Source organism: Mesorhizobium sp. YR577 (assembly GCF_900116595.1).
In the GTDB taxonomy this organism is placed as follows: Bacteria; Pseudomonadota; Alphaproteobacteria; order Rhizobiales; family Rhizobiaceae; genus Mesorhizobium_M.
Map to the genome: position 1 here is coordinate 167,035 of NZ_FPBI01000001.1, position 23,488 is coordinate 190,522.

Below are 23,488 nucleotides of genomic sequence, written 5' to 3' on the forward strand. Positions count from 1 at the left end.
TTTTCTATGGCGCGGCTTCACGCCGATATCGCCCGGAACGAAGCGAAAATCGAGTTTTCTCAGGCCGCACGCTCTTTAGTTGAGCGCCGGATTCTGCGACAACGGATGCCCGTTGTCCTGTCCGATTCTCTGGGGAATACGGCTTGTCCGATAAGGAAATCGATCGCCCGCTAGGTCAGGCCGCCGCAGCTACGCGCCGGTCGCCGCGCGGCTTTTCGCTGCGTGCCGGCCCGGTCGTTCTGGCGCTGGCGGCAATCGCGATCGTTGCCGGTTCCAGTTTGATCGCCTTTCGGGAACGGCCGTTCCGCAATCCATCGCTGGTTGCCGTTTCGACGCCGCAGGTGACGGAGCCGGCAAAAACGGAGACGGCTGCCGGGCCTGCTCCGGCGCCCTCCGCCAACACGGCTGCCCAACCCGCTGACGGCCCATCCATCATCCATGTCGAACCGCCGGAAGGGACTTCGAATGGCGTCGTCGTCATCCGCGATCCTTCGGCGCTGGGCCAGAACCTGCGCGTTGCGCATCTGCCGGACAAGGCGCTGATCGAGCAGAGCGAAACCGGGCCGCTGCCGATCCGCGGCGCAGATGGCAGGCGGCCGTTCGATGTCTATGCGCGGCCATGGTCAGGTGCGCGCGGTGCGCGCGTGGCGATCGTCATCGGCGGTCTCGGCCTGTCGCAGACGGGCACGCAGGAGGCGATCGGCAAGCTGCCGCCGGAAGTCACGCTGGCCTTCGCGCCGGCGGGCAACAGTATCGGCCGCTGGATGCAGGAGGGCCGCCGCAAGGGCCATGAGATCGTCATGCAGGTGGCGCTGGAGCCGTTCGATTATCCCAACGTCAATCCGGGCCGCAACACGCTGACGGTGGCAGCACCCGCCGCCGAGAATTTGAAGAACCTCCGCTGGACGCTGTCGCGTACGACCAATTACACCGGCGTGATGAACTATATGGGCGCCCGCTTTGCCGCCGATGCGGCGGCAATGGGGCCGGTCATGGCCGAACTCGGCAAGCGCGGCCTGCTTTATCTCGACGATGGCTCGACGGCGCGCAGCGTCGCGCCGGAACTGGCGCTGAAGAACCGCGTGCCGGTTGCCGTCGCCGATGCCATGATCGATGCGGTGCGCGACCGTGGCGAAATCCTCAAGAAACTCGACCAGCTCGAAAGCACGGCACGCGCCAAGGGCTTTGCCATCGGAACGGGATCAGCCTTCGACATGACAGTCGATGCCGTCTCCTCCTGGGTCGAGGAAGCAAAACGGCGCGGCATCGAGATCGTGCCGATCTCGGCACTCGCCACCGACCCGGAACGGGGCTGAAGGACATCATGGCAAAGAACAAGAAGATCGATCCGGAATCGCTTCCCTATCGCCCCTGCGTCGGCATCATGGTGCTGAATGGCGACGGGTTGGTCTGGTCCGGCCATCGCATCGCCGAGCCGGACAGCGAGATGGAAGGAACCGACAAGCTCTGGCAGATGCCGCAGGGCGGCATCGACAAGGGCGAGGACCCGCTGCCGGCGGCCCTGCGCGAGCTCTATGAGGAAACCGGCATGCGCAGTGTCTCGCTGCTGGCGGAAGCGCCGTGCTGGATCAACTACGACCTGCCCGCCGACAAGCTCGGCATTGCCTTCAAAGGCAAGTATCGCGGCCAGACGCAAAAATGGTTCGCCTTCCGCTTCGAGGGCAATGAGAGCGAAATAGCGATCAACCCGCCGCCGGGCGGGCATGAGGCCGAGTTCGACGACTGGGCCTGGAAGCCGATGACCGACCTGCCGGATCTGATCGTGCCCTTCAAGCGCAAGGTTTATGAGGAAGTCGTCGCGGCCTTCCGCCATCTGGCGCCGTGACATGCGCGCGCTGACGGCTTAGGCCTCCGCCGACATCTCCAATAAATTCCCCTCGCGCACGGCGTTTCGCCGTTGCCTGATCCAACGTAAGCTGCGCTTTCGCTGCAGGCTGATGTTGCAGTGCAACCTTGTTTGCATTATGGGTGATTTGCGCAGGATCATCGAACAATGCCCTATTTATTGAAAGGATTCTGCGTAAATTTTTAGTATGGCGCAAGCAATCATCTAAATACGGTGATTTTGCGCTGAAATCTGAGGATTTCGAGCGGAATGGACCGGGACAACGCAAGAATATGCGAAACATCGCAGCCGAGCCTTGCGGAAGCGGGCGCGGTGCTGACGATCGACCTTTCCGCTTTGCGTGAAAACTACCGGCTGCTGAAGAGCCATCTCGGCGGCACGCGCTGCGCCGGCGTGGTCAAGGCCGATGCCTATGGGCTGGGTGCGGCCGAAGTGGCGAAGGCCTTGGCCGATGAGGGTTGCGACACCTTCTTCGTCGCGCATGCCGGCGAGGGACTGGCCCTGCGCTCCGTGCTTGGCGATGGCCCCGAAATCTACATCCTCAACGGCACACCGCCCGGCGCGGAAACCGAAGCCGCTGCGGCTGATCTGATCACGATCGCCAACAGCCTCGAGCAGCTTGCCGCCTGGACAGCCGCGGCAAAGGCGCTCGGCAAAAGGCTGCCCGTGGCGCTTCAGGTCGACAGCGGCATGTCGCGGCTCGGCATGATGCCGGAGGAAGTCGAGACACTGGCGCGGAATCCCGGCCTGCTGGATGGCGTCGAGGTCAAGCTTGTGATGAGCCATCTCGCCTGCGCCGACGAGCCGGAGCATCCGGCCAATGCCGCGCAGAAGAAGGCTTTTGACCTCCTGCGTTCGCTGCTACCGGCAGCACCCGCTTCGCTGACCAATTCGTCGGGTATCTTTCTGGGGCCGGACTATCATTACGACCTCGCCCGGCCGGGTGCGGCGCTCTACGGCATCAACCCGACGCCGGGCAAGCCGAACCCGATGCGCGAGGTCATCCGGCTTTCGGCAAAGGTCATCCAGACGCGCATGCTGGAGACGGATATCGGCGTCGGCTACGGCCACACTTTCCGCACCACTGGGCAGCTACGCGCCGCAACGATCTCGCTCGGCTATGCCGATGGCTGGCATCGCCGCGCGGCGGCCGGTGCCTTCTTCAACGGTGTCAGGCTGCCCTTTGTCGGCCGCGTCTCGATGGACAGCATCATCATCGACATCTCGGCGCTGCCCGAAGGCGCGCTGAAGGCGGGCGATCTGGTTGAGATGATCGGCAGCCACCAGACCGTGGACGACGTCGCCGGCCATGCCGGCACCATCGGCTACGAGGTGCTGACCGGGCTCGGCCATCGTTTTCATCGGATTTACGAAGGCGGCTGAGGGGGCTCTCCCGCCGCAGGCAATTTTCAAGGGGTTCTACAATGAAGGTTCTTGTTCTGGGAAGCGGCGTGGTGGGCATCACCAGCGCGCATTATCTGGCGGAAGCCGGCCATGAGGTCGAGGTGGTGGACCGCCAGAGCGGTCCTGCGCTGGAAACCAGCTTTGCCAATGCCGGCGAAGTGTCGCCCGGCTATTCTTCGCCCTGGGCCGGTCCCGGCATTCCGGTCAAAGCGATCAAATGGCTGCTGATGCGCCACGGGCCGCTGGTCGTTCGCCCGAAATTCGATCCGGCGATGTGGTCGTGGCTTCTGAAGATGCTCGGCAACTGCACTTCGGCGCGCTACGCCGTCAACAAGGCGCGCATGGTGCCGATTGCCGAATACAGCCGCGACATGCTGAAGGCGCTGCGCGCCTCGACCGGCATCGCCTATGACGAGCGCAGCCAGGGCACGCTGCAGCTTTTCCGCACGCAGAAGCAGCTCGACGGCATCGGCGGCGACGTCGAAGTTCTGAAGCAGTTCGGCGTGCCGTTCGAGGTGCTGGATCCCGCCGGCTGCATCGGTGCCGAGCCGGCGCTGGCCGCGGTGAAGGGCAAATTCGTCGGCGGCCTGCGGCTGCCGGGCGACGAGACGGGCGACTGCCAGATGTTCACCGAGCGTCTGGCAGCGCATTGCGCCGGGCGCGGCGTGAGCTTCCGCTTTAACACGAAGATCGAGAAGATCATCAGCGAGGGCGGGCGGATCACCGGGATTGCCACCAGCGCTGGCCTGCTTACGGCGGACGCCTATGTCGTGGCGCTGGGCAGCTATTCGCCGATCATCCTGAAGCCGCTCGGGCTTTCGGTGCCGGTCTATCCGGTGAAGGGCTATTCCATCACCGTGCCCATCACCAATGCCGACGGCGCGCCGGTCTCGACCGTCATGGACGAGACCTACAAGGTCGCGATCACGCGCCTCGGCGACCGCATCCGCGTCGGCGGCACGGCGGAAATCTCGGGCTACGACCTCAGCCTGCATCAGGCGCGGCGCGACACGCTGGAGCATTCGGTCTCCGACCTGTTTCCCAATGGCGGTGCGGTCAAGGAAGCGAGCTTCTGGTGCGGCCTGCGCCCGATGACGCCGGACGGCCCGCCGATCATCGGCAAGACCCGCTATGGCAATCTCTACCTCAACACCGGCCACGGCACGCTGGGCTGGACCATGTCCTGCGGATCGGGCCGCGTGCTGGCCGACATAGTTTCCGGCAAGACGCCGGAGATCGATACGGGCGTACTCAATCTCAGCCGCTACGGCTGAGGCAGGCTATTTCAGCGATCGCGGCAGCGTTTCCGACTGATACATCGAGACCGTATGCCCGTCCGGGTCGGCTATCTCGGCCGACCATCCGCCGGGAGCGTGGCTGACGGGCGTGACGATGGTCGCGCCCTGGGCTGCAAGGCCGGCGACGACATCGTCGATGCCACCTTCGGCGAGTTCAAAGACGATGATCGGTGAATTGCCGGGCCGCGACTCCTGCTTGAAGAACAGGAGTTCGATGCCGTTCGCGGTACGCGCCAGCAGCCAGTCATTGCCGCTGCCATCGTCGCCCATATTGTCGACAGCGAGGCCGAGCACGTCGCGATAGAAGGTTTCGGTTCGCGCTATGTCCGAGACGTAGTAGCAGACGGCGCCGAGCTTGGATTTTCCGAACATTTTTCATCCCTTTGTTGTGGCTGGACGATCCCCTGTTGCCGCGGCCCGTTGTTTTGTGAGGCGAAGTTCATAATAAAAAGATGACCGTCCGGATCGTGGCTTCCCAGCGCAGCCTGATGACGATGCACCGGTCCCAATAGCGTGCGCCTGATTGTGCCATAAGACAGATACCCGGACAGGCCGGGCATATCGTCGATGCGGCCAGTTCCACTCAGGCGCCATCGCCGTCTGATCTCGCATATGCGCTGCCGAAAGGCGGCCTCCGAGAGGCGCTGCATCCAGATGATTTCGGGTTTCGTGTGGCCGGTAAGCGCAAGCAGGGCGGTCGTGCGCAGAGCCGGCGAAAGCGTGGCGAGGAAAGCCATCGGCAGCTCGCTGGGCTCGCTGGAGCCGGATGCGCCGTCCAGCCAACGGTCTTCACGCTTGCGTCGACGGATCGCCGTGCGCGCGTCGAATGCGGCTCGCTTGCGCAGTGCGCCTTGCATCCAGCGGCGATTTTCCGGGCAGGCGAGATCCTGCCGGCCCGCCTCCACCGCCGCCAGAAGCACGGTCTGCAAAAGATCTTCGGCCTCGTTGCTTTTGCGCGTCACGCGTCGTGCCTGACGCAGCAGTTCCAGATAAGGTCGTGACAGCATGACTGCTCCCCCAGTCCATCACACAAACAGCGCGCGTTCCGCTTCCACCGCCTTGGTGATGTAGCCGGCGACGGTCTGGATGCGGCGCAGCGGGCGAACGGATTCATGATAGACCAGCCAATAGGCGCGGCGGATCGGTTTTGCCGCCGGTACCGGCACCAGGTCGGGATGCGAGCGGGCGATGAAGGTGTGCAGCATGCCGATGCCTGCGCCCGCCCGTACCGCCTCCACCTGACCCAGGCTCGACGAGATCGAAAAGCCGGCGTTCCAGTCCGGGCTGAACTCGGCGGCATAATCCAGCGAGGGGCTGACGACGAGGTCCGGCACATAGCCGACGAGGCGGTGGTTGGCGAGGTCGACCACCGTCTGCGGCAGGCCGTTTTCCTCGGCATAGGCGCGCGAGGCGAAAAGGCCGAGCGTGTAATCGACCAGCTTGCCGGCGACGAGGCGCCCTTCGCTCGGCCGCTCGACGGTGATGGCGATGTCGGCCTCGCGCCGCGACAGCGAGAAGGAGCGCGGCACCGGCACCAGCTGGATTTTCAGGTCGCGATGCATGGCCGTCAGGGCGCCGAGGCGCGATGCGAGGAAGGCAACGCCTATACCGTCCGGCGCGCCGATGCGCACGGTGCCCGACACCGCGTCGCCTTCGCCGGCGATCTCGGCACGCGCAGAGATCATGTCGGCTTCCATACGTTCGGCGACTTCCAGAAACCGCTCGCCGGCGGGCGTCAGCTCGCTGCCGGTGGTGAGGCGCCGGAACAGCTTTGTATTGAGCGCTTCCTCAAGGGCTGCGACGCGGCGCGATACGGTTGCGTGGTTGAGCTCCAGCCGGCGCGCCGCACCGAGGATCTGCCCGGCGCGCGCGACCGCGAGGAATATTCTGACGTCGTCCCAGTTCATGGTTCCTCCGTTATCCCTCCCCCTTGAGGGGAGGGTGGTGAGGGAAGCGAGCCGGGAGGGGTCGTCGGTGAAACACTCGGCCTATAGAAATGCCGAGCGCTACCTTGACCGACCCCACCCCGATCCGCTTCGCGGATCGACCCTCCCCTCGAGGGGGAGGGAGACGCCGCGCCCTCTTATTTGCATTAAATCATATTCAGCAGCGCTCTGTACTCTACTTTTTGCACAACGGTTGGTTTTCTGCTCGCGTTGCAAAGTGGGCCGCAAAGCAGGACAATGGCCTAAATCAACAATCCCCAGGGAGAGAGAGCATGGTCGATTACGGTCATTTCATCGGCGGCAAGCATGTCGCTGGCACCAGCGGGCGCAAGCAGGACGTGATGCAGCCGATGGACGGCGCGGTGCGCGGCACGGTCGCGCTGGCATCTGCTGCCGAACTGCGTGCAGCGGTAGAGAACGCCAGGGCCGCCCAGGTCGGCTGGGCTGCGACCAACCCGCAGCGCCGCGTGCGTGTGCTGATGAAGTTCCTCGAACTGGCCAACCGCGAATATGACTCGCTCGCCGAACTTCTGGCGCGCGAGCATGGCAAGACCATCGCCGACGCCAAGGGCGACATCCAGCGCGGTCTCGAAGTGATCGAAGTCTGCATCGGCGCGCCGCATATGATGAAGGGCGAATTCACCGACAATGCCGGCACCGGCATCGATGTCTATTCGATGCGCCAGCCGCTCGGCGTTGTTGCCGGCATCACTCCGTTCAATTTCCCGGCGATGATCCCGCTGTGGAAGATCGGCCCGGCGCTCGCCTGCGGCAACGCCTTCATCCTGAAGCCTTCCGAGCGTGATCCAGGCGTGCCGCTGCGCATTGCCGAGCTGTTCATCGAAGCCGGCCTGCCGGCGGGCGTGCTCAATGTCGTCAATGGCGACAAGACGGTGGTCGATGCGATCCTCGATGATCCCGACATCAAGGCCATCGGCTTCGTCGGCTCGACGCCGATCGCGCAGTACATCTATTCGCGCGGCTGTGCCAACGGCAAGCGCGTGCAGTGCTTCGGCGGCGCCAAGAACCACATGATCATCATGCCCGACGCCGACATGGACCAGACCGTCGACGCCCTCATCGGCGCCGGCTACGGCTCGGCCGGCGAGCGCTGCATGGCGATCTCGGTTGCGGTGCCGGTCGGTGAGGACACCGCCAACCGCCTGATGGAAAAGCTGGTCCCGCGCGTCGAAAGCCTGAAGGTTGGCCCCTCGACCGACTCCTCGGCCGACTTCGGTCCCGTCGTGACCGCCCAGGCGCTGGAGCGCATCAAGGATTACGTCGACATCGGCGTCAAGGAAGGCGCCAAGCTCGTCGTCGACGGCCGCGGCTTCAAGATGCAGGGCTACGAGAACGGCTACTATATGGGCGGCTGTCTGTTCGACAATGTCACTGCCGACATGCGCATCTACAAGGAAGAAATCTTTGGACCGGTGCTCTCGGTCGTGCGCGCGCCGACCTACGAAAATGCCATCAAGCTCGCCAACGACCATGAAATGGGCAACGGCGTCGCCATCTTCACCCGCGACGGCGATGCAGCGCGCGATTTCGCATCCCGCGTGCAGGTCGGCATGGTCGGCGTGAACGTGCCGATCCCGGTGCCGATCGCCTATTACACCTTCGGCGGCTGGAAGGCCTCGTCCTTCGGCGACCTCAACCAGCACGGCCCGGACGCCTTCCGCTTCTACACCAAGACCAAGACGGTAACCTCGCGCTGGCCGTCGGGCGTCAAGGATGGGGCTGAGTTCGTCATTCCGACGATGAACTAGAGCCCGCTCGCTAACTCTACCCTGCCGGCCATCTGAGGCAATTTTCTGCGCTTCCGGTGCTCACGTACTTTAACGTACGCTCCGCTCCGGTTCTCGAAAACCACCCCATATGACTCGGCAGGGCGAGTTATCAAGCAGCCTCTGGGCCCGCGATGAACTGATCGAAAAGAGCGCGGCATCGTCCGCGCTCTTTTCGTTTGTGGCATGCACCGTTGGCGATTGGCGGTTCCTCGCCCCTACGAAGTGGGGGAGAGGTGGCTCGGGCGAAGCCCGAGACGGAGAGGGGGTCTCGTTGATCTCGGCCGCCCCGATATGATCGACGCCCCTCCGCCAACCGTACCGCGCTTCATCCTCCCCTCTCCGGTTTGCTGCGCAAACCACCTCTCCCCCGCAACAGCGGGGGTGAGGAACCGCAGCTTCGGCGTGGGAATCACCGCATCGCGGCTGCCTGCGCGTGCAGGCGCAGAAGCGCCATCAGGCGGTCGGCTTCGGTGCCGGCGGCTTCCTCGTCGCGCTCGAGGATGGCGCGGATGAGCGAGACGTGGTTGCCGGCGGCTTCGGCGAGGCCCGTTCCGCTCTGGAAGCGGAACCAGAACCGGCGGCTATGCGTCTGCAGCGGCGCGACGAGCTGGGCGGCAAAGCGGTTGTCGGCGGCGAGCGCCATGGCTTCGTCGAGCGATTTGTCGGCTTCGAGATAGCCGATCACGTCGTTGGTGAGGACCGCATCGTGCATGGCCATCGCCGTCTCCTGGAAACGGCTGGACATTTCAGCGGTGGCGAAGCGTGCCGCGGAGCGGGCCAGAATCACTTCGACGCCACGGCGTGCATCGAGCACGCGCAGCCAGTCACCCGCATGCAGCGGTGCGATCTCGAGGCCGGCGCGCGGGCGCACCGAAACCAGCCCTTCCCACGCCAGGCGCTGGATCGCCTCGCGGACGGGCGTTCGCCCGAGCGACAATTTTTCGATGAGCGCCTTTTCGGTGGTGACGCTGCCCGGCGCCAGTTCGAGCGTGACGATCATTTTTTCGAGCACGCGATAGGCTTTCGCGCTGGCGGATTCGGCTGTGTCCGCACGTTCCGGCTTGCTGTCGACGGTATTCAAGGCTGCTCATTCCGGTTAACATATTTTTGATATATCAGGCTGCAAAGCCAATTGACAGAAGGAATTCATTACTGATATATCTGTGGTATATCAGATGGAGCGACCGATATGTGGACCGGAGTTTTCCCCGCCGTAACGACCAAATTCACCGAGGACGACCGCCTCGACCATGCCGAGATGGAGCGCTGTTTTGCGCTGCAGATGGAAGCGGGTTGCGACGGCATCATCGTCGCCGGGTCGCTGGGCGAGGGGCCGATGCTGTCGGTCGAGGAGAAGCTTTCGGTGCTGAAGACGGCGCAGGGCGTGGCCAATGGCAAGCCGGTGCTTCTGACCATCAACGAGGCCGGCACACGCGAAGGTGCGGCCATTGCTAAGCAGGCAGCGGTGGCAGGGGCCGACGGTCTGATGATCGTGCCGAGCCCGATCTATCACACCAACCCGCAGGAGACGGTCGCTACGCTGAAGGCGATGGCCGCCGGCGGCGGGCTGCCGGTAATGATCTATTCCAACCGCGTCGCCTACCGCGTCGACGTCACCATTGAGGTGATGGAGGAACTGGCGTCCGATCCGCTGTTCGTGGCGGTCAAGGAATCGTCCGACGATATCCGCCGCTCGACCGAGATCATCAACCGCTTCGGTGACCGCTTCGACCTGTTCACCGGCGTCGATAACCTGGCCTTCGAGGCGCTCAGCGTTGGCGCCATCGGATGGGTTGCCGGGCTGGTCACGGCCTTCCCGCGCGAGACGGTTGCGATCTACCAGCTCATGAAGCAGGGTCGCCGCGATGAGGCGCTCGCCATCTATCGCTGGTTCCGCCCGCTGCTCGACCTCGACGTCTCGACCTATCTGGTCCAGAACATCAAGCTTGCCGAGGTTCACGCCATCGGCACGAATGACCGCGTGCGCATGCCGCGCCAGCCGCTTTCGGGCGAACGCCGCAAGGCTGTCGAGAAGATCATCAAGGATGCACTTGCAGTCAGGCCGGTATTGCCGTCCTTCTGATCACTGAAATCGCAGACGACGGGAGGCGTCATGAGTGTAGGCAGTTCAGGCGAGGTGGAAGTAGCCATCATCGGTGCCGGCATCGTCGGCATCTGTGCTGCGGCCCATCTCGCTGAGGCCGGGCTCAAGGTGACGGTGTTTGACCGCACCGGCATCTGCGAGGAGACGAGTTCCGGCAATGCTGCGGCACTCGCTTTTTCCGACGTGCTGCCACTGGCGCATAAGGGCATGCTGGCGCAGGTGCCGAAATGGCTTCTCGATCCGCTCGGGCCGCTCGCCATTCCGCCGGCCTATTTCCCCAAGCTTATGCCCTGGCTCTATCGCTTCTGGCGCGCCGGCGCGGCCGGAAACTATGAAGGCGGGCTGGTCGCGCAGGCCAGCCTGATGAAGCTCGCCGAGACGGCCTGGGCCGGACTGATGCAGCGCTCCGGCACGAAATCCATGCTGCGCGAAGACGGCTCGCTGGAGCTCTATGAGAGCGAGCAGGAGTTTCGCGATTCGCTACCCGGCTGGGCTGCGCGCGACCGCTTCGGCATCGGCTATCGCCATCTGGAAAAGGATGAACTCGCCGCCTATCAGCCCGGCCTGTCGCCGGACCTGGTACGCGGCACTTTCGTGCCGGGATGGAAGACCGTTTCGGATCCGAAACTGCTCGGCAAAGCGATCTGGCGCTATGCCGAAAAGCATGGCGCGAAGTTCGTGCAGGGCGACGTCGCGCTCGCCGTGCCTTCGCGTGACAGGATCGCGATACAGCTGAAGCAGGGCCGCACGATCCTGGCCGACAAGCTCGTTATTGCTGCGGGCGCGTGGTCGCATCTTCTGGCGCGGCAGTTCGGCGACCGCATCCCGCTGGAGACCGAGCGCGGCTACAACACGACGCTGCCGGCAACCGCCTTCGACCTGAAGCGCCAGCTCATCTTCTCGCATCAGGGTTTCGTCGTCACACCGCTGGAAACCGGCATTCGCGTCGGCGGTGCGGTGGAGCTTGGAGGGCTCAATCGGCCGCCGAATTTCGCGCGTTCCAAGGCGATGATGAAGAAGGCGCAAAAGTTCATGCCGGGGCTCGATCCGTCGGGCGGGCGCGAATGGATGGGCTATCGCCCGTCACTGCCGGATTCGCTGCCGGTCATCGGCCGCGCCAGAGGCCGCGACAATGTCTTCTACGCCTTCGGCCACGGCCATCTTGGCCTGACGCAATCGGCAGCCACCGGCGCCTTGATCCGCGACCTCGTTCTGCGGCAGGCTCCGGAAATCGACCTGTCACCTTTTTCCGCTCAACGCTTCTGAGGCATCATGGCTCGGCATTCCTTCTTCTGCATCGACGGTCACACCTGCGGCAACCCGGTCCGGCTCGTCGCCGGGGGCGGGCCGCAGCTTCAGGGCTCGACCATGATGGAGCGGCGCGCGCATTTCCTGGCTGAGTACGACTGGATCCGTACCGGGCTGATGTTCGAGCCGCGCGGCCATGATGTCATGTCCGGCTCGATCCTCTATCCGCCGACGCGCGAGGATTGCGACATCGCCATCCTCTTCATCGAAACCTCAGGCTGCCTGCCGATGTGCGGCCACGGCACCATCGGCACGGTGACGATGGCGATCGAGCATGGGCTGGTGAAGCCGAAAACGCCGGGCACGCTGCGCCTCGATACGCCGGCCGGGCTGGTCATCGCCGAATACAAACAGGTCGGCGAATATGTCGAGGAAGTGCGCATCACCAACGTCCCCTCCTTCCTCCATGCGGAAGGGCTGACGGTCGAGTGCCCGGTACTCGGCGAGATCAAGGTGGATGTCGCCTATGGCGGCAACTTCTACGCCATCGTCGAGCCGCAGGATAACTACCGCGACATGGCCGATCACTCCGCCGGCGACCTGATCGCCTGGAGCCCGGTGGTGCGCCAGCGGCTGAACGAGAAATACACCTTCGTGCATCCGGAAAATCCCGGCATCAACCGGCTGTCGCACATGCTGTGGACCGGCGCGGCAAAGCATGAGGAGGCCGATGCGCGCAATGCCGTCTTCTATGGCGACAAGGCAATCGACCGCTCGCCTTGCGGCACCGGCACCTCGGCGCGCATGGCGCAGCTTCACGCCAAGGGCAGGCTGAAGACCGGCGACGACTTCATCCATGAATCGATCATCGGCTCCCTGTTCAAGGGCCGGGTCGAAAGCGAAACGAAAGTGGCGGGAAAGACCGCCATCATTCCATCCATCGGCGGGTGGGCGCGGATGACGGGATTGAATACAATCTTCATCGATGATCGCGATCCCTTCGCGCATGGCTTCGTCGTCACATGAAGGGGCGCGCGGCACGCACGGGTTGCCGAAACAATGCTGCCGCGCTTGCTGCAACAATTCGTCGTGATTTGCCTATTGCGCGCATGATTGTACGATAGAATGGAAAAGGCATCACAAATTCAGCAAGGACATTGCGTTATGCCAATGATAGCTTCCGAGTAGTCCAGCAAGCCAGGATCAAAAACAAGCAGCTGGACGCATGCCTGAAATCTTTCCACCCGATCGCGAAAATTGACATTGCAATCCGGGTTCGAAACTTTAGGACTAGGGGAAATACGAAAAGGAATGCGACCCAAAAGGCGACATTCCAGGGGAGCCGCAGCTAGATGCAATATTTTATCCAGCAGCTTATCAACGGGCTGACGCTGGGATCGATCTATGGGCTGATCGCAATCGGCTACACGATGGTCTACGGCATCATCGGCATGATCAACTTCGCCCACGGCGATATCTTCATGGTCGGCGCGTTCACCGCGCTCATCGTCTTCCTCATCCTGGTCGGGCTGTTCTATTCGGTGCCGGTGGTCGTGGCGCTGCTGATCATGATGATCGTGGCGATGCTGCTCACCAGCCTTTACAACTGGACGATCGAAAAGGTCGCCTACAGGCCCTTGCGCGGCTCCTTCCGGCTCGCACCGCTGATCACTGCCATCGGCATGTCGATCGCGCTGTCGAACTTCGTGCAGGTCACGCAGGGCCCGCGCAACAAGCCGATCCCGCCGATGGTCAGCCAAGTTTACACGATCGAGGGCATCAGCGTGTCGCTGAAGCAGATCATCATCGTGGTGGTGACCGCGGCCCTGCTGGCGATCTTCTGGTATCTGGTCAACAAGACTTCGCTGGGCCGCGCGCAGCGCGCCTGCGAGCAGGATCGCAAGATGGCAGCGCTCCTCGGCATCGACGTCGACCGGACGATCTCCATCACCTTCATCATGGGCGCCTGCCTTGCGGCTGTCGCGGGCACGCTGTTCCTGATGTATTACGGCGTCGTGGTCTTCTCCGATGGCTTCGTGCCCGGGGTGAAAGCCTTCACCGCAGCCGTTCTCGGCGGCATCGGCTCCATACCGGGCGCCGTGCTTGGCGGGCTGATGATCGGCTTCATCGAATCGATGTGGTCGGCCTATTTCTCCATCGACTACAAGGACGTGGCGGCCTTCTCCATCCTGGCGATCGTGCTGATCTTCCTGCCATCCGGCATTCTTGGCCGGCCAGAAGTGGAAAAGGTCTGACATCATGGTTCAAACCGTCTCCACCAGCCGGGAAGAGGTCGCAAACCCCTTCCCGCAGGCTATCCGTGAAGCGCTCTATGCCGGCGCGATCTCCTTCGGCCTGTTCGTTCTGTTCATCGGCCTCAAGAGCGACCAGAACATCCGCAACGAGCTGATCCTCGTCCAGCGCTGGGGCCTGCTCGCCGTCGTCGTCGCGCTCGTCATGATCGGGCGTTTCGTCACCGTCGCCTATATCCGCCCGTTCGTGGCGAACCAAAAGATCGCGAACATCGCGACCGGCCTGTTTCCCGACAGCGCTGCGACACGCTTCTTCAGGCTGCCCTATTTCATCGCAGCTGTCGTCATTGCCGTCCTTCTGCTGCTCTTCAGCGGCACGCTGGCAGGCTCTCTCAGCCCGCAGTCGGCCGCCTATGTCGGTCTGCTGCGCGGCCTTGCGATCATCTATGCGCTGGCGTCGGTGCTGTTCTATTTCCGCAGCTTCATCCTGGCCCATTTTTCGCTGCTGTCGGTCATCCTCCTGGTGCTTTATCCGGTCGCCATGGTGCTTATGTTCGGCTTCCAGGGTTCGCTTAAATGGGTGGACAATTTCGGCATCCAGATCCTGATCTATGTGATGCTGGCATGGGGTCTCAACATCGTCGTTGGCCTCGCCGGCCTGCTCGATCTTGGTTACGTCGCTTTCTATGCGGTCGGTGCCTATTCCTACGCGCTGCTCGGCACGCATTTCGGCTGGTCGTTCTGGATATTGCTTCCGGCCGCCGGCCTGATGGCTGCTTTCTGGGGCGTCATCCTCGGCTTTCCGGTGCTGCGCCTGCGCGGCGACTATCTGGCGATCGTCACACTGGCCTTCGGCGAGATCATCCGCCTCGTGCTGATCAACTGGCGTGAAGTCACCAACGGGTCGGCCGGCATCTCCGGCATTCCCAAGGTCAGCTTCTTCGGCCTGTTCTCGTTCAACGTCAGCGATCCGAATTACATCGCCAAGGTCTTCAACATCGCCCAGTCCGGCGCTTATTATAAGATCTTCCTCTATTACCTGATCCTCGCTTTGGCGCTGCTCACGGCATTCGTCACCATCAGGCTGCGGCGCATGCCGGTCGGCCGTGCATGGGAAGCGCTGCGCGAAGACGAGATCGCCTGCCGTTCGCTCGGCATCAACACCACCACCACCAAGCTCACCGCCTTTGCCACCGGCGCGATGTTCGGCGGCTTCGCCGGCTCGTTCTTCGCGGCGCGGCAAGGTTTCGTCAGCCCGGAATCCTTCGTGTTCCTGGAATCGGCGATCATCCTTGCCATCGTCGTCCTTGGCGGCATGGGCTCGCTTACCGGCATCGCCATCGCGGCGCTGGTGATGATCGGCGGCACCGAGATCCTGCGCGAGATGCAGTTCCTGAAGGCGATCTTCGGCGACGGCTTCACGCCGGAACTCTACCGCATGCTGCTGTTCGGCTGCGCCATGGTGATCGTCATGCTGTGGAAGCCGCGCGGCTTCGTCGGCAGTCGCGAACCCACCGCATTCCTGCATGAACGAAAATCCGTTTCAGCTTCCTTCACCAAGGAAGGGCACGGCTGATGACTACGGGAACAGACATGAGCAAACCGATCCTTTCGGTCGAGCATCTTTCGATGAAGTTCGGCGGGCTGGTCGCCATCGGCGACCTGTCCTTCGAGGCCAAGCGCGGCGAAATCACCGCACTGATCGGGCCGAACGGTGCGGGCAAGACGACCGTGTTCAACTGCATCACAGGCTTCTACAAGCCGTCGGAAGGCATGATCCGGCTCAGCGGGCATGACGGCAAGGAGTTCCTGCTGGAACGCATGCCGGATTTCCGCATCACGGCGCAGGCAAAGGTGGCGCGCACCTTCCAGAACATCCGCCTGTTTTCGGGCATGACGCTGTTGGAAAACCTCCTCGTTGCCCAGCATAACAAGCTGATGCGGGCCTCGGGCTACACGGTGCTCGGCCTGCTCGGCATCGGCGGCTACCGCAAGGCTTCGGCCGAATCCGTCGACCTGGCGAAGTTCTGGCTCGAAAAGGCCGACCTGATCGACCGCGCCGACGATCCGGCCGGCGACCTGCCCTATGGCGCGCAGCGGCGCCTGGAGATTGCACGCGCCATGTGCACCGGGCCGGAGCTCCTGTGCCTGGATGAGCCGGCAGCCGGTCTCAATCCCAAGGAATCGCTGGCACTGAATACGCTGCTCAACGACATCAAGGACAATACCGGCACGTCGATCCTCCTGATCGAGCACGACATGTCGGTGGTCATGCAGATTTCCGACCATGTCGTGGTTCTGGAATATGGCCGCAAGATTTCCGACGGCAATCCGGAATCGGTCCGCAACGACCCGCGCGTCATCGCCGCCTATCTCGGCGTCGACGACGAGGAGGTCGAGGACGTCCTGATAGCGGTCGGCGACGATCACGTCATCGAGCAACTGGATGTCGGTCCGGACTCGGCGCATGGCCCCGGCTCGTCCTCTTCCATGCTCGCCGGGCCGGTAAGCGACACGATCGGCCACAGCGAAGGCGAGCGCATCACGGTGGCTGACGGCGCGTCGAAGGCTTCGCAGGTCGATGCCCGGGCAGCCAGAGCCGCATCTGCGCCCGCCGCCTTGGCGGCTGTGCCGGCAGCGGCGCCGAAGGCTGCTCCGGCCAAGCCAGCTGCCAAAAAGCCCGCTGCAAAGCCGGTTGAGGCGAAACCTGCTTACACTGCGGTAAAGGCAAAGCCGGAAGCAAAGGCAGCAACGCCGAAAGCTGCTGCGGTATCTGGTGCGGCGGCGAAACCGGCAAAGCCCACTGCTTCGACCAAGCCGGTCGCGGCAGCGAAACCTGCTACGACGGCGAAAGCTCCACCGAAGCCAGCAGCTGCTTCTGCCGGCAAGGCCTCGGCCAAGAGCGATGCTCCCGCAAAGGCTGCGCCTAAACCTGCGGCCAAGGCCGTTGCCCCAACCAAGGCCGTCGCCAGCAAGCCGGTGAAGGCTGCGCCCAAGCCGGCCAGCGCGAAGCCAGCTGCGAAAGCTCCGGCTGCGCCCAAGGCTGCCGGTGTTTCCAACCGGCTCGCCGCGCCGCGCGGCAACAGGGCCGACAACCTGACCCGCATCAAGGGCATCGGCCTCGTCAACGAGAAGAAGCTCAACGAGCACGGCATCTTCCATTTCGACCAGATCGCGGCGTGGAAGAAGGCGGATGTGGTTGCGGCGGAAGCCTATCTCGCTTTCGACGGGCGCATAGCGCGTGAGGAATGGGTGAAGCAGGCAGCGTTGCTCGACAAGGGCAAGGAGACCGAGTTCTCGAAGCGCGTCGACGCCGGCAAGGTCGCGACCAGTCATCCTTCGCAGAAGCCCAAAAGTGCCGCGCCGAAAGCGGCCAAGAGCGGGGAGCGTAAATAATGACCGGCAAGACCCTGCTCAAGGTCGAAGGCGTCGAGACCTATTACGGCAATATCCGCGCGCTCAACGGTGTCAACGTGTCGGTCAATGAGGGCGAGATCGTCGCCTTGATCGGCGCCAACGGCGCCGGCAAGTCGACGCTGATGATGACCATCTTCGGTTCGCCGCGTGCGCGCGCCGGCAAGATCACGTTTGCCGGAACCGACATCACCGAAATGCCGACGCATGAGATCGCGCGGCTGAGGATTGCGCAGTCGCCGGAAGGACGCCGCATCTTTCCGCGCATGACGGTGCTGGAAAATCTTCAGATGGGCGCGAGCCTCGACAATCTGAAGCATTACGACGAGGACGCCGAAAAGGTGTTCACGCTGTTTCCGCGCCTCAAGGAACGCATCGGCCAGCGCGGCGGCACGCTGTCGGGCGGCGAGCAGCAGATGCTGTCGATCGCGCGTGCGCTGATGGCGCGACCGAAGCTCCTGCTTCTGGACGAGCCGTCGCTCGGCCTGGCGCCGCTGATCGTCAAGCAGATCTTCGACGCCATCCGCGTGCTCAACAAGACGCAGGGGCTGACGGTGTTCCTGGTCGAGCAGAACGCGTTCGGCGCGCTGAAGCTGGCTACGCGCGGCTACGTGATGGTCAACGGCAATGTGACGATGAGCGGCACGGGCAAGGAACTGCTCGCCAATCCGGAAGTGCGCGCGGCCTATCTGGAAGGCGGGCGTCATTAGACCATGGTCCCGAAAGTGGAAACCGGTTTTCGGACAAGATCATGGTCAAGAAGAAGAGTGTCGGTGCGATGACGGTTTCGGCGCGGTGAAGAAAAGGAGACGGACCTTTCAAGGTCTGTCCGGAGGGAAGCAAAATGCAGGGCATTCTTTATGAAGAACCCTCGATATGGCAGTTCTTCTTCGTCACCTGCCTGCTTGGCGGGTGGGCGGCCTGGATGACGGGGCGCGCCTGCGCGCAGACCTGGCGCAACTATGTGGCGCTGGTGTTTTATCTGCTGCTGCTCGGCATCGCGATCCGCTTCATCCATCATGCGCTGTTCAACGGCACGATGTTTTCGCTGCAATACTACATCGTCGACACGATCATCCTTCTGGTCCTGGGATCGATCGGCTTTCGATACACGCGCACCAACCAGATGGTGACGCAATATAATTGGCTCTACGAGAGAGCTTCACTGTTGAGCTGGAAGCCGAAAGGTTGACGTTCATGATTAACGCCGCGTCCTCGTGAAACGGCGTGACAACGGCCGGAAAATCGGCAAACTCATCTTTCTGCGATAGGGTGGGCATCGCATGAAAGCATCATCCACGCCCACTCAGTTAATGGGAGTGTTTCAATGAGAAAATCACTTTTGTCCGCAGTTGCACTGACCGCTATGATGGCGTTCAGCGGCAGCGCATGGGCGGACGTCCTGCTTGGCGTTGCCGGCCCGATCACGGGTCCGAACGCTGCCTTCGGCGCTCAGCTCCAGAAGGGTGCCGAACAGGCTGCAGCTGACATCAATGCCGCCGGCGGCATCAACGGCGAGCAGATCAAGGTCTCGATCGGCGACGACGTTTCCGATCCTAAGCAGGGCATCTCGGTTGCCAACAAGTTCGTCGCCGATGGCGTCAAATTCGTTGTCGGCCACTTCAACTCGGGCGTTTCGATCCCCGCGTCGGAAGTCTATGCCGAAAACGGCATCCTGGAGATCACCCCGGCTGCGACCAACCCGGTCTTCACCGAGCGCGGCCTGTGGAACACCTTCCGCACCTGCGGACGTGACGACCAGCAGGGCGCTGTTGCCGGTGCTTACATCGCCGCCAACTTCAAGGACGCCAAGGTTGCCGTCATCCATGACAAGACGCCTTACGGCCAGGGTCTTGCCGACGAAACCAAGAAGGCGCTCAACGCTGCCGGCGTCACCGAAGCCATGTATGAAGGCGTCAATGTCGGCGACAAGGATTTCGGCGCGCTCATCGCCAAGATGAAGGAAGCCGGCGTCACGCTCATCTATTGGGGTGGCCTGCACACCGAAGCCGGCCTGATCATCCGCCAGTCGGCTGACCAGGGCCTCAAGGCTCCGCTGTTCTCGGGCGACGGCATCGTGTCGAACGAACTTGCCTCGATCGCGGGTGACGCGGTTGCCGGCACCTACAACACCTTCGGCCCGGATCCGCGCAACAACCCGAACGCCAAGGAAATCGTCGAGAAGTTCCGCGCTGCCGGCTTCGAACCTGAAGCCTATACGCTGTACTCCTATGCCGCGACGCAGGTCGTAGCACTGGCTGCTGCGGCTGCCGGTTCGAACGATCCGGAGGCAGTTGCCAAGGCGATCAAGGAAAAGGGACCGTTCAAGACGGTTCTGGGCGAGCTCTCCTTCAACGAGAAGGGTGACCGCACCGACGCCGACTATGTCGTCTACCAGTGGAAGAAGGGCGACGACGGCAAGTACAACTACTTCCAGCTCTAAGGTTTTCTACCTTGCGGAAATGCCCGGCGTTCGCGCCGGGCATTTTTTCTTGCTTCAAATTAAATCGATTGAAATTAGTTCTTCGATTTGGGTTGCACTGCAGCAATTTCCCGCTAATCATGCGCCGGCCAATTTCCCTCGGTGTATGGAGCCTTGCTAGTGCCCATTTCGAAGATCCTCGTCGCCAACCGTTCCGAGATTGCCATTCGCGTGTTTCGCGCGGCCAATGAACTCGGGCTGAAAACGGTCGCGATATGGGCCGAGGAAGACAAATACTCGCTGCACCGCTTCAAGGCCGACGAGAGCTATCAGGTCGGGCGCGGGCCGCATCTCGCCAAGGATATGGGGCCGATCGAGAGCTATCTGTCGATCGAGGAGGTGATCCGGGTCGCGAAGCAGTCCGGCGCGGATGCGATCCATCCCGGCTACGGCCTGCTTTCGGAAAGCCCGGAATTCGCCGACGCCTGCGCCGAGGCGGGGATTACCTTCATCGGGCCTAAGCCGGAGACGATGCGCCGGCTAGGCAACAAGGTGGCGGCGCGCAATCTGGCCATCGAGGTCGGCGTGCCGGTCGTTCCGGCGACCGAGCCGCTGCCTGACGACATGGAGACGGTCAAGAAGCTTGCCGCAGGGATTGGCTACCCCGTGATGCTCAAGGCTTCCTGGGGCGGCGGCGGGCGCGGCATGCGCGCCATCCGCTCGGAGGCCGATCTTGCCCGCGAAGTGACGGAAGGCAAGCGCGAGGCCAAGGCTGCCTTCGGCAAGGACGAGGTCTATCTCGAAAAGCTGATCGAACGCGCCCGCCATGTCGAGGTGCAGGTGCTGGGCGACACGCATGGCAATGCGGTGCATCTGTTCGAGCGCGACTGCTCGATCCAGCGCCGCAACCAGAAGGTCGTGGAGCGCGCGCCGGCACCCTATCTCGACGCCATCCAGCGCGGCGAGCTTTGCGACTACGCGCTGAAGATCGCGCGCGCCACGAATTATATCGGCGCAGGCACCGTCGAGTTCCTGATGGATGCCGACAGCGGCAAATTCTATTTCATCGAGGTCAATCCGCGCATCCAGGTCGAGCATACCGTCACCGAGCAGGTGACCGGTATCGATATCGTCAAGGCGCAGATACACATCCTGGATGGCTTCGAGATCGGCAAGCCGGAATCTGGCGTGCCGTCACAGTCCGAGATCCGGCTGAACGGCCATGCCATGCAGTGCCGCATCACGACGGAAGACCCGGAGCACAATTTCATTCCTGATTATGGCCGCATCACCGCTTATCGTGGCGCGACTGGCTTCGGCATCCGCCTCGACGGCGGCACGGCCTATTCGGGCGCGGTCATCACGCGTTTCTACGATCCGCTGCTTGAGAAGATCACCGCCTGGGCACCGACGCCGACCGAGGTTATCGCCCGCATGCACCGGGCGCTGCGCGAGTTCCGTATCCGCGGCGTGGCGACCAACCTGACCTTCCTCGAAGCGATCATCACGCATCCGAGTTTTCACGACAATTCCTACACGACGCGCTTCATCGACACGACGCCGGAACTGTTCGCGCAGGTGAAGCGGCAGGACCGCGCCACCAAGCTGCTCAACTATCTGGCCGACGTGTCGGTCAACGGTCACCCGGAAACGCGCGGCCGCCCGGCGCCGAAGGAAGATGCGGCCGCCCCGATCGTGCCCTATCTCAACGGCAAGGTTCCGGACGGCAGCAAGCAGCGGCTCGATGCGCTCGGGCCGGAAAAATTCGCCGCCTGGATGCGGGACCAGAAGCAGGTTCTGGTCACCGACACGACGATGCGCGACGGCCATCAGTCACTGCTGGCGACGCGCATGCGCACCCATGACATCGCCCGCATTGCCGGCACCTATGCCCGCGCCTTGCCGCAGCTGCTTTCGCTGGAATGCTGGGGTGGTGCGACCTTCGACGTTTCCATGCGCTTCCTGACCGAAGATCCGTGGGAGCGCCTGTCGTTGGTGCGCGAGGCGGCACCGAACCTGCTGTTGCAGATGCTGCTGCGCGGCGCAAACGGCGTCGGCTACACCAACTATCCCGACAATGTCGTCCAGCATTTCGTCAAGCAGGCAGCTAGCGGCGGCATCGACCTGTTCCGCGTCTTCGATTGCCTGAACTGGGTCGAGAACATGCGCGTCGCCATGGATGCCGTGCGCACTGAGGGCAAGCTCTGCGAGGCGGCGATTTGCTACACGGGCGACATCCTCGACCCGGCGCGGGCGAAGTACGATCTCAAATATTATGTTGGCCTCGCCGGCGAGCTGGAAAAGGCCGGCGCGCATATCATCGCCGTCAAGGACATGGCCGGCCTGCTCAAGCCGGCAGCGGCGCGCGTATTGTTCAAGGCGCTGCGCGAGGCGACCGACCTGCCGATCCATTTCCACACGCATGACACCTCCGGCCTGTCGGCGGCGACCGTGCTTGCTGCAGTGGAGAGCGGCGTTGACGCTATCGATGCGGCGATGGATTCGGTGTCCGGCAACACCTCGCAGCCTTGTCTCGGCTCGATCGTCGAGGCGCTGAAGGGCGATCCGCGCGATCCGGGCCTCGACCCGCAATGGATCCGCCGCATCTCCTTCTACTGGGAAGCCGTGCGCAACCAGTATGCCGCCTTCGAAAGCGACCTCAAGGGGCCTGCCTCGGAAGTCTACCTGCATGAGATGCCGGGCGGCCAGTTCACCAATCTCAAGGAACAGGCGCGCTCGCTGGGGCTTGAGACGCGCTGGCACGAGGTTGCGCAGGCCTATCACGACGTCAACCTGATGTTCGGCGACATCGTCAAGGTGACGCCCTCGTCCAAGGTGGTTGGCGACATGGCGCTGATGATGGTCAGCCAGGACCTGACGGTGGCCGATGTCGAGAACCCCGACAAGGACATTGCCTTCCCGGATTCGGTCGTCTCGATGCTGCGCGGCGATCTCGGACAGTCGCCCGGCGGCTGGCCGAAGGCGTTGCAGAAGAAGGCGCTGAAGGGCGAGAAGCCGATCACGGTGCGCCCCGGCTCGCTGCTCAAGCCCGCCGATCTCAAGGCCGACCGCAAGGAGATCGAGGAGAAGCTTGGCCGCGAACTCAGCGAATTCGAATTCTCGTCCTGGCTGATGTATCCCAAGGTCTTCACCGATTTCGTCGGCGCGCAGGATACCTACGGTCCGGTCAGCGTGCTGCCGACGCCCGTCTATTTCTACGGCATGGCCTCCGAGGACGAGATTTTCGTCGACATCGAAAAGGGCAAGACTCTGGTCATCCGCTGCCTTGCCATCGGCGATGTCGATGAAAAGGGCATGGTCACCGTCTTCTTCGAGCTCAACGGCCAGCCGCGCCGCGTGAAGGTGCCGGATCGTGCGCATGGTGCCTCGGCCGCCAAGGCCCGCCGCAAGGCAGAGCCGGGCAACGAGGCCCATGTCGGCGCGCCGATGCCGGGCGTGGTCTCGACGCTGGCCGTGGCTGCAGGGCAGGCGGTAAAGGCCGGCGACGTGCTTTTGTCGATCGAGGCGATGAAGATGGAAACCGCGCTCCACGCCGAGCGCGATGGCACCATCGCCGAGGTGCTGGTAAAGGCCGGCGACCAGATCGACGCGAAAGATTTGCTCATAGCCTTCGGCTGAGAGACCGTTCGCTAATTCTACCCTGCCGGTAAATGCGCCGGCAGGCAGAAGTTTCAAACGACTTCCAACTCTTGCCGCATTGGCGCGAAATAAGCTGACCGGAC

Annotated in this window: 18 protein-coding genes and 1 pseudogene; 15 read left to right on the top strand and 4 right to left on the bottom strand. The window is 63.0% G+C overall.

All coding sequences use genetic code 11. The features are described from left to right. The first annotated feature begins 143 nt into the window (after positions 1 to 143). The 4 genes from BM413_RS00840 to BM413_RS00855 all read left to right on the top strand — a co-directional run bounded on the left by BM413_RS00840 (position 144) and on the right by BM413_RS00855 (position 4,545). Positions 144 to 1,316, top strand: coding sequence for a divergent polysaccharide deacetylase family protein (locus BM413_RS00840; protein WP_091909087.1), 1,173 nt, complete (start codon positions 144 to 146; stop codon positions 1,314 to 1,316). A gap of 8 nt (positions 1,317 to 1,324) precedes the next feature. Further along, on the top strand, positions 1,325 to 1,846 hold the full coding sequence (locus BM413_RS00845; RefSeq protein ID WP_091909090.1) for an RNA pyrophosphohydrolase: 522 nt from the start codon (positions 1,325 to 1,327) through the stop codon (positions 1,844 to 1,846). Positions 1,847 to 2,116: 270 nt separating this feature from the next. Further along, positions 2,117 to 3,250: an alanine racemase gene (gene alr, locus BM413_RS00850; protein ID WP_091909095.1), complete on the top strand. Its 1,134-nt coding sequence runs from the start codon at positions 2,117 to 2,119 to the stop codon at positions 3,248 to 3,250. A gap of 41 nt (positions 3,251 to 3,291) precedes the next feature. Beyond that, positions 3,292 to 4,545 carry a D-amino acid dehydrogenase gene (locus BM413_RS00855; protein WP_091909098.1) on the top strand — a complete coding sequence of 418 codons (1,254 nt, stop codon included), beginning with the start codon at positions 3,292 to 3,294 and terminating at the stop codon, positions 4,543 to 4,545. Positions 4,546 to 4,551: 6 nt separating this feature from the next. Here the strand turns inward: BM413_RS00855 and BM413_RS00860 are convergent, their stop codons facing one another. The 3 genes from BM413_RS00860 to BM413_RS00870 all read right to left on the bottom strand — a co-directional run bounded on the left by BM413_RS00860 (position 4,552) and on the right by BM413_RS00870 (position 6,476). Further along, entirely contained in the window at positions 4,552 to 4,941 is a 390-nt protein-coding gene (locus BM413_RS00860; protein WP_091909101.1) for a VOC family protein, read from the bottom strand. Then, positions 4,890 to 5,531 carry an RNA polymerase sigma factor gene (locus BM413_RS00865; protein WP_175544218.1) on the bottom strand — a complete coding sequence of 214 codons (642 nt, stop codon included), beginning with the start codon at positions 5,529 to 5,531 and terminating at the stop codon, positions 4,890 to 4,892. Before BM413_RS00865 ends, BM413_RS00860 begins: the two co-directional genes overlap by 52 nt. A gap of 63 nt (positions 5,532 to 5,594) precedes the next feature. Further along, positions 5,595 to 6,476, bottom strand: a complete 882-nt coding sequence (locus BM413_RS00870; protein ID WP_091909105.1) for a LysR family transcriptional regulator — start codon at positions 6,474 to 6,476, stop codon at positions 5,595 to 5,597. Between the two features lie 311 nt (positions 6,477 to 6,787). Here BM413_RS00870 and BM413_RS00875 point away from each other — a divergent pair, with 311 nt between their 5' ends. Continuing rightward, entirely contained in the window at positions 6,788 to 8,284 is a 1,497-nt protein-coding gene (locus BM413_RS00875; protein WP_091909108.1) for a CoA-acylating methylmalonate-semialdehyde dehydrogenase, read from the top strand. A gap of 430 nt (positions 8,285 to 8,714) precedes the next feature. Here the strand turns inward: BM413_RS00875 and BM413_RS00885 are convergent, their stop codons facing one another. Continuing rightward, positions 8,715 to 9,386: a GntR family transcriptional regulator gene (locus BM413_RS00885; RefSeq protein WP_091909115.1), complete on the bottom strand. Its 672-nt coding sequence runs from the start codon at positions 9,384 to 9,386 to the stop codon at positions 8,715 to 8,717. Positions 9,387 to 9,494: 108 nt separating this feature from the next. On the opposite strand from BM413_RS00885, the gene BM413_RS00890 reads away from it, so the two are divergent. The 10 genes and pseudogenes from BM413_RS00890 to pyc all read left to right on the top strand — a co-directional run bounded on the left by BM413_RS00890 (position 9,495) and on the right by pyc (position 23,384). Next, on the top strand, positions 9,495 to 10,388 hold the full coding sequence (locus BM413_RS00890) for a dihydrodipicolinate synthase family protein (protein WP_091909118.1): 894 nt from the start codon (positions 9,495 to 9,497) through the stop codon (positions 10,386 to 10,388). A 30-nt stretch (positions 10,389 to 10,418) separates the two neighbouring features. Further along, the gene (locus BM413_RS00895; protein ID WP_091909121.1) at positions 10,419 to 11,675 is read left to right on the top strand and encodes an NAD(P)/FAD-dependent oxidoreductase; all 1,257 of its coding nucleotides are present in this window, start codon (positions 10,419 to 10,421) and stop codon (positions 11,673 to 11,675) included. Between the two features lie 6 nt (positions 11,676 to 11,681). After that, positions 11,682 to 12,683, top strand: a complete 1,002-nt coding sequence (locus BM413_RS00900; RefSeq protein WP_091909124.1) for a 4-hydroxyproline epimerase — start codon at positions 11,682 to 11,684, stop codon at positions 12,681 to 12,683. Positions 12,684 to 13,009: 326 nt separating this feature from the next. Further along, positions 13,010 to 13,912 carry a branched-chain amino acid ABC transporter permease gene (locus BM413_RS00910; RefSeq protein WP_091909130.1) on the top strand — a complete coding sequence of 301 codons (903 nt, stop codon included), beginning with the start codon at positions 13,010 to 13,012 and terminating at the stop codon, positions 13,910 to 13,912. A 4-nt stretch (positions 13,913 to 13,916) separates the two neighbouring features. Next, a complete protein-coding gene (livM, locus tag BM413_RS00915; RefSeq protein WP_091909132.1) occupies positions 13,917 to 15,485 on the top strand; it encodes a high-affinity branched-chain amino acid ABC transporter permease LivM in 1,569 nt (522 codons plus the stop codon). After that, positions 15,485 to 16,318: pseudogene (locus tag BM413_RS34095) on the top strand (ABC transporter ATP-binding protein); the annotation flags it as partial. The gene livM and the pseudogene BM413_RS34095, both read left to right, overlap by 1 nt. A gap of 986 nt (positions 16,319 to 17,304) precedes the next feature. Further along, positions 17,305 to 18,033, top strand: a complete 729-nt coding sequence (locus BM413_RS00925) for an ABC transporter ATP-binding protein (protein ID WP_091909138.1) — start codon at positions 17,305 to 17,307, stop codon at positions 18,031 to 18,033. 134 nt (positions 18,034 to 18,167) lie between these two features. Beyond that, on the top strand, positions 18,168 to 18,515 hold the full coding sequence (locus BM413_RS00930; RefSeq protein ID WP_091909141.1) for a DUF6867 family protein: 348 nt from the start codon (positions 18,168 to 18,170) through the stop codon (positions 18,513 to 18,515). Positions 18,516 to 18,650: 135 nt separating this feature from the next. Continuing rightward, positions 18,651 to 19,766 (top strand): branched-chain amino acid ABC transporter substrate-binding protein, encoded by a 1,116-nt coding sequence (locus BM413_RS00935; protein ID WP_091909144.1) that lies wholly within the window; start codon positions 18,651 to 18,653, stop codon positions 19,764 to 19,766. A 159-nt stretch (positions 19,767 to 19,925) separates the two neighbouring features. After that, the gene (pyc, locus tag BM413_RS00940; RefSeq protein ID WP_091909146.1) at positions 19,926 to 23,384 is read left to right on the top strand and encodes a pyruvate carboxylase; all 3,459 of its coding nucleotides are present in this window, start codon (positions 19,926 to 19,928) and stop codon (positions 23,382 to 23,384) included. Positions 23,385 to 23,488: the final 104 nt, after the last annotated feature.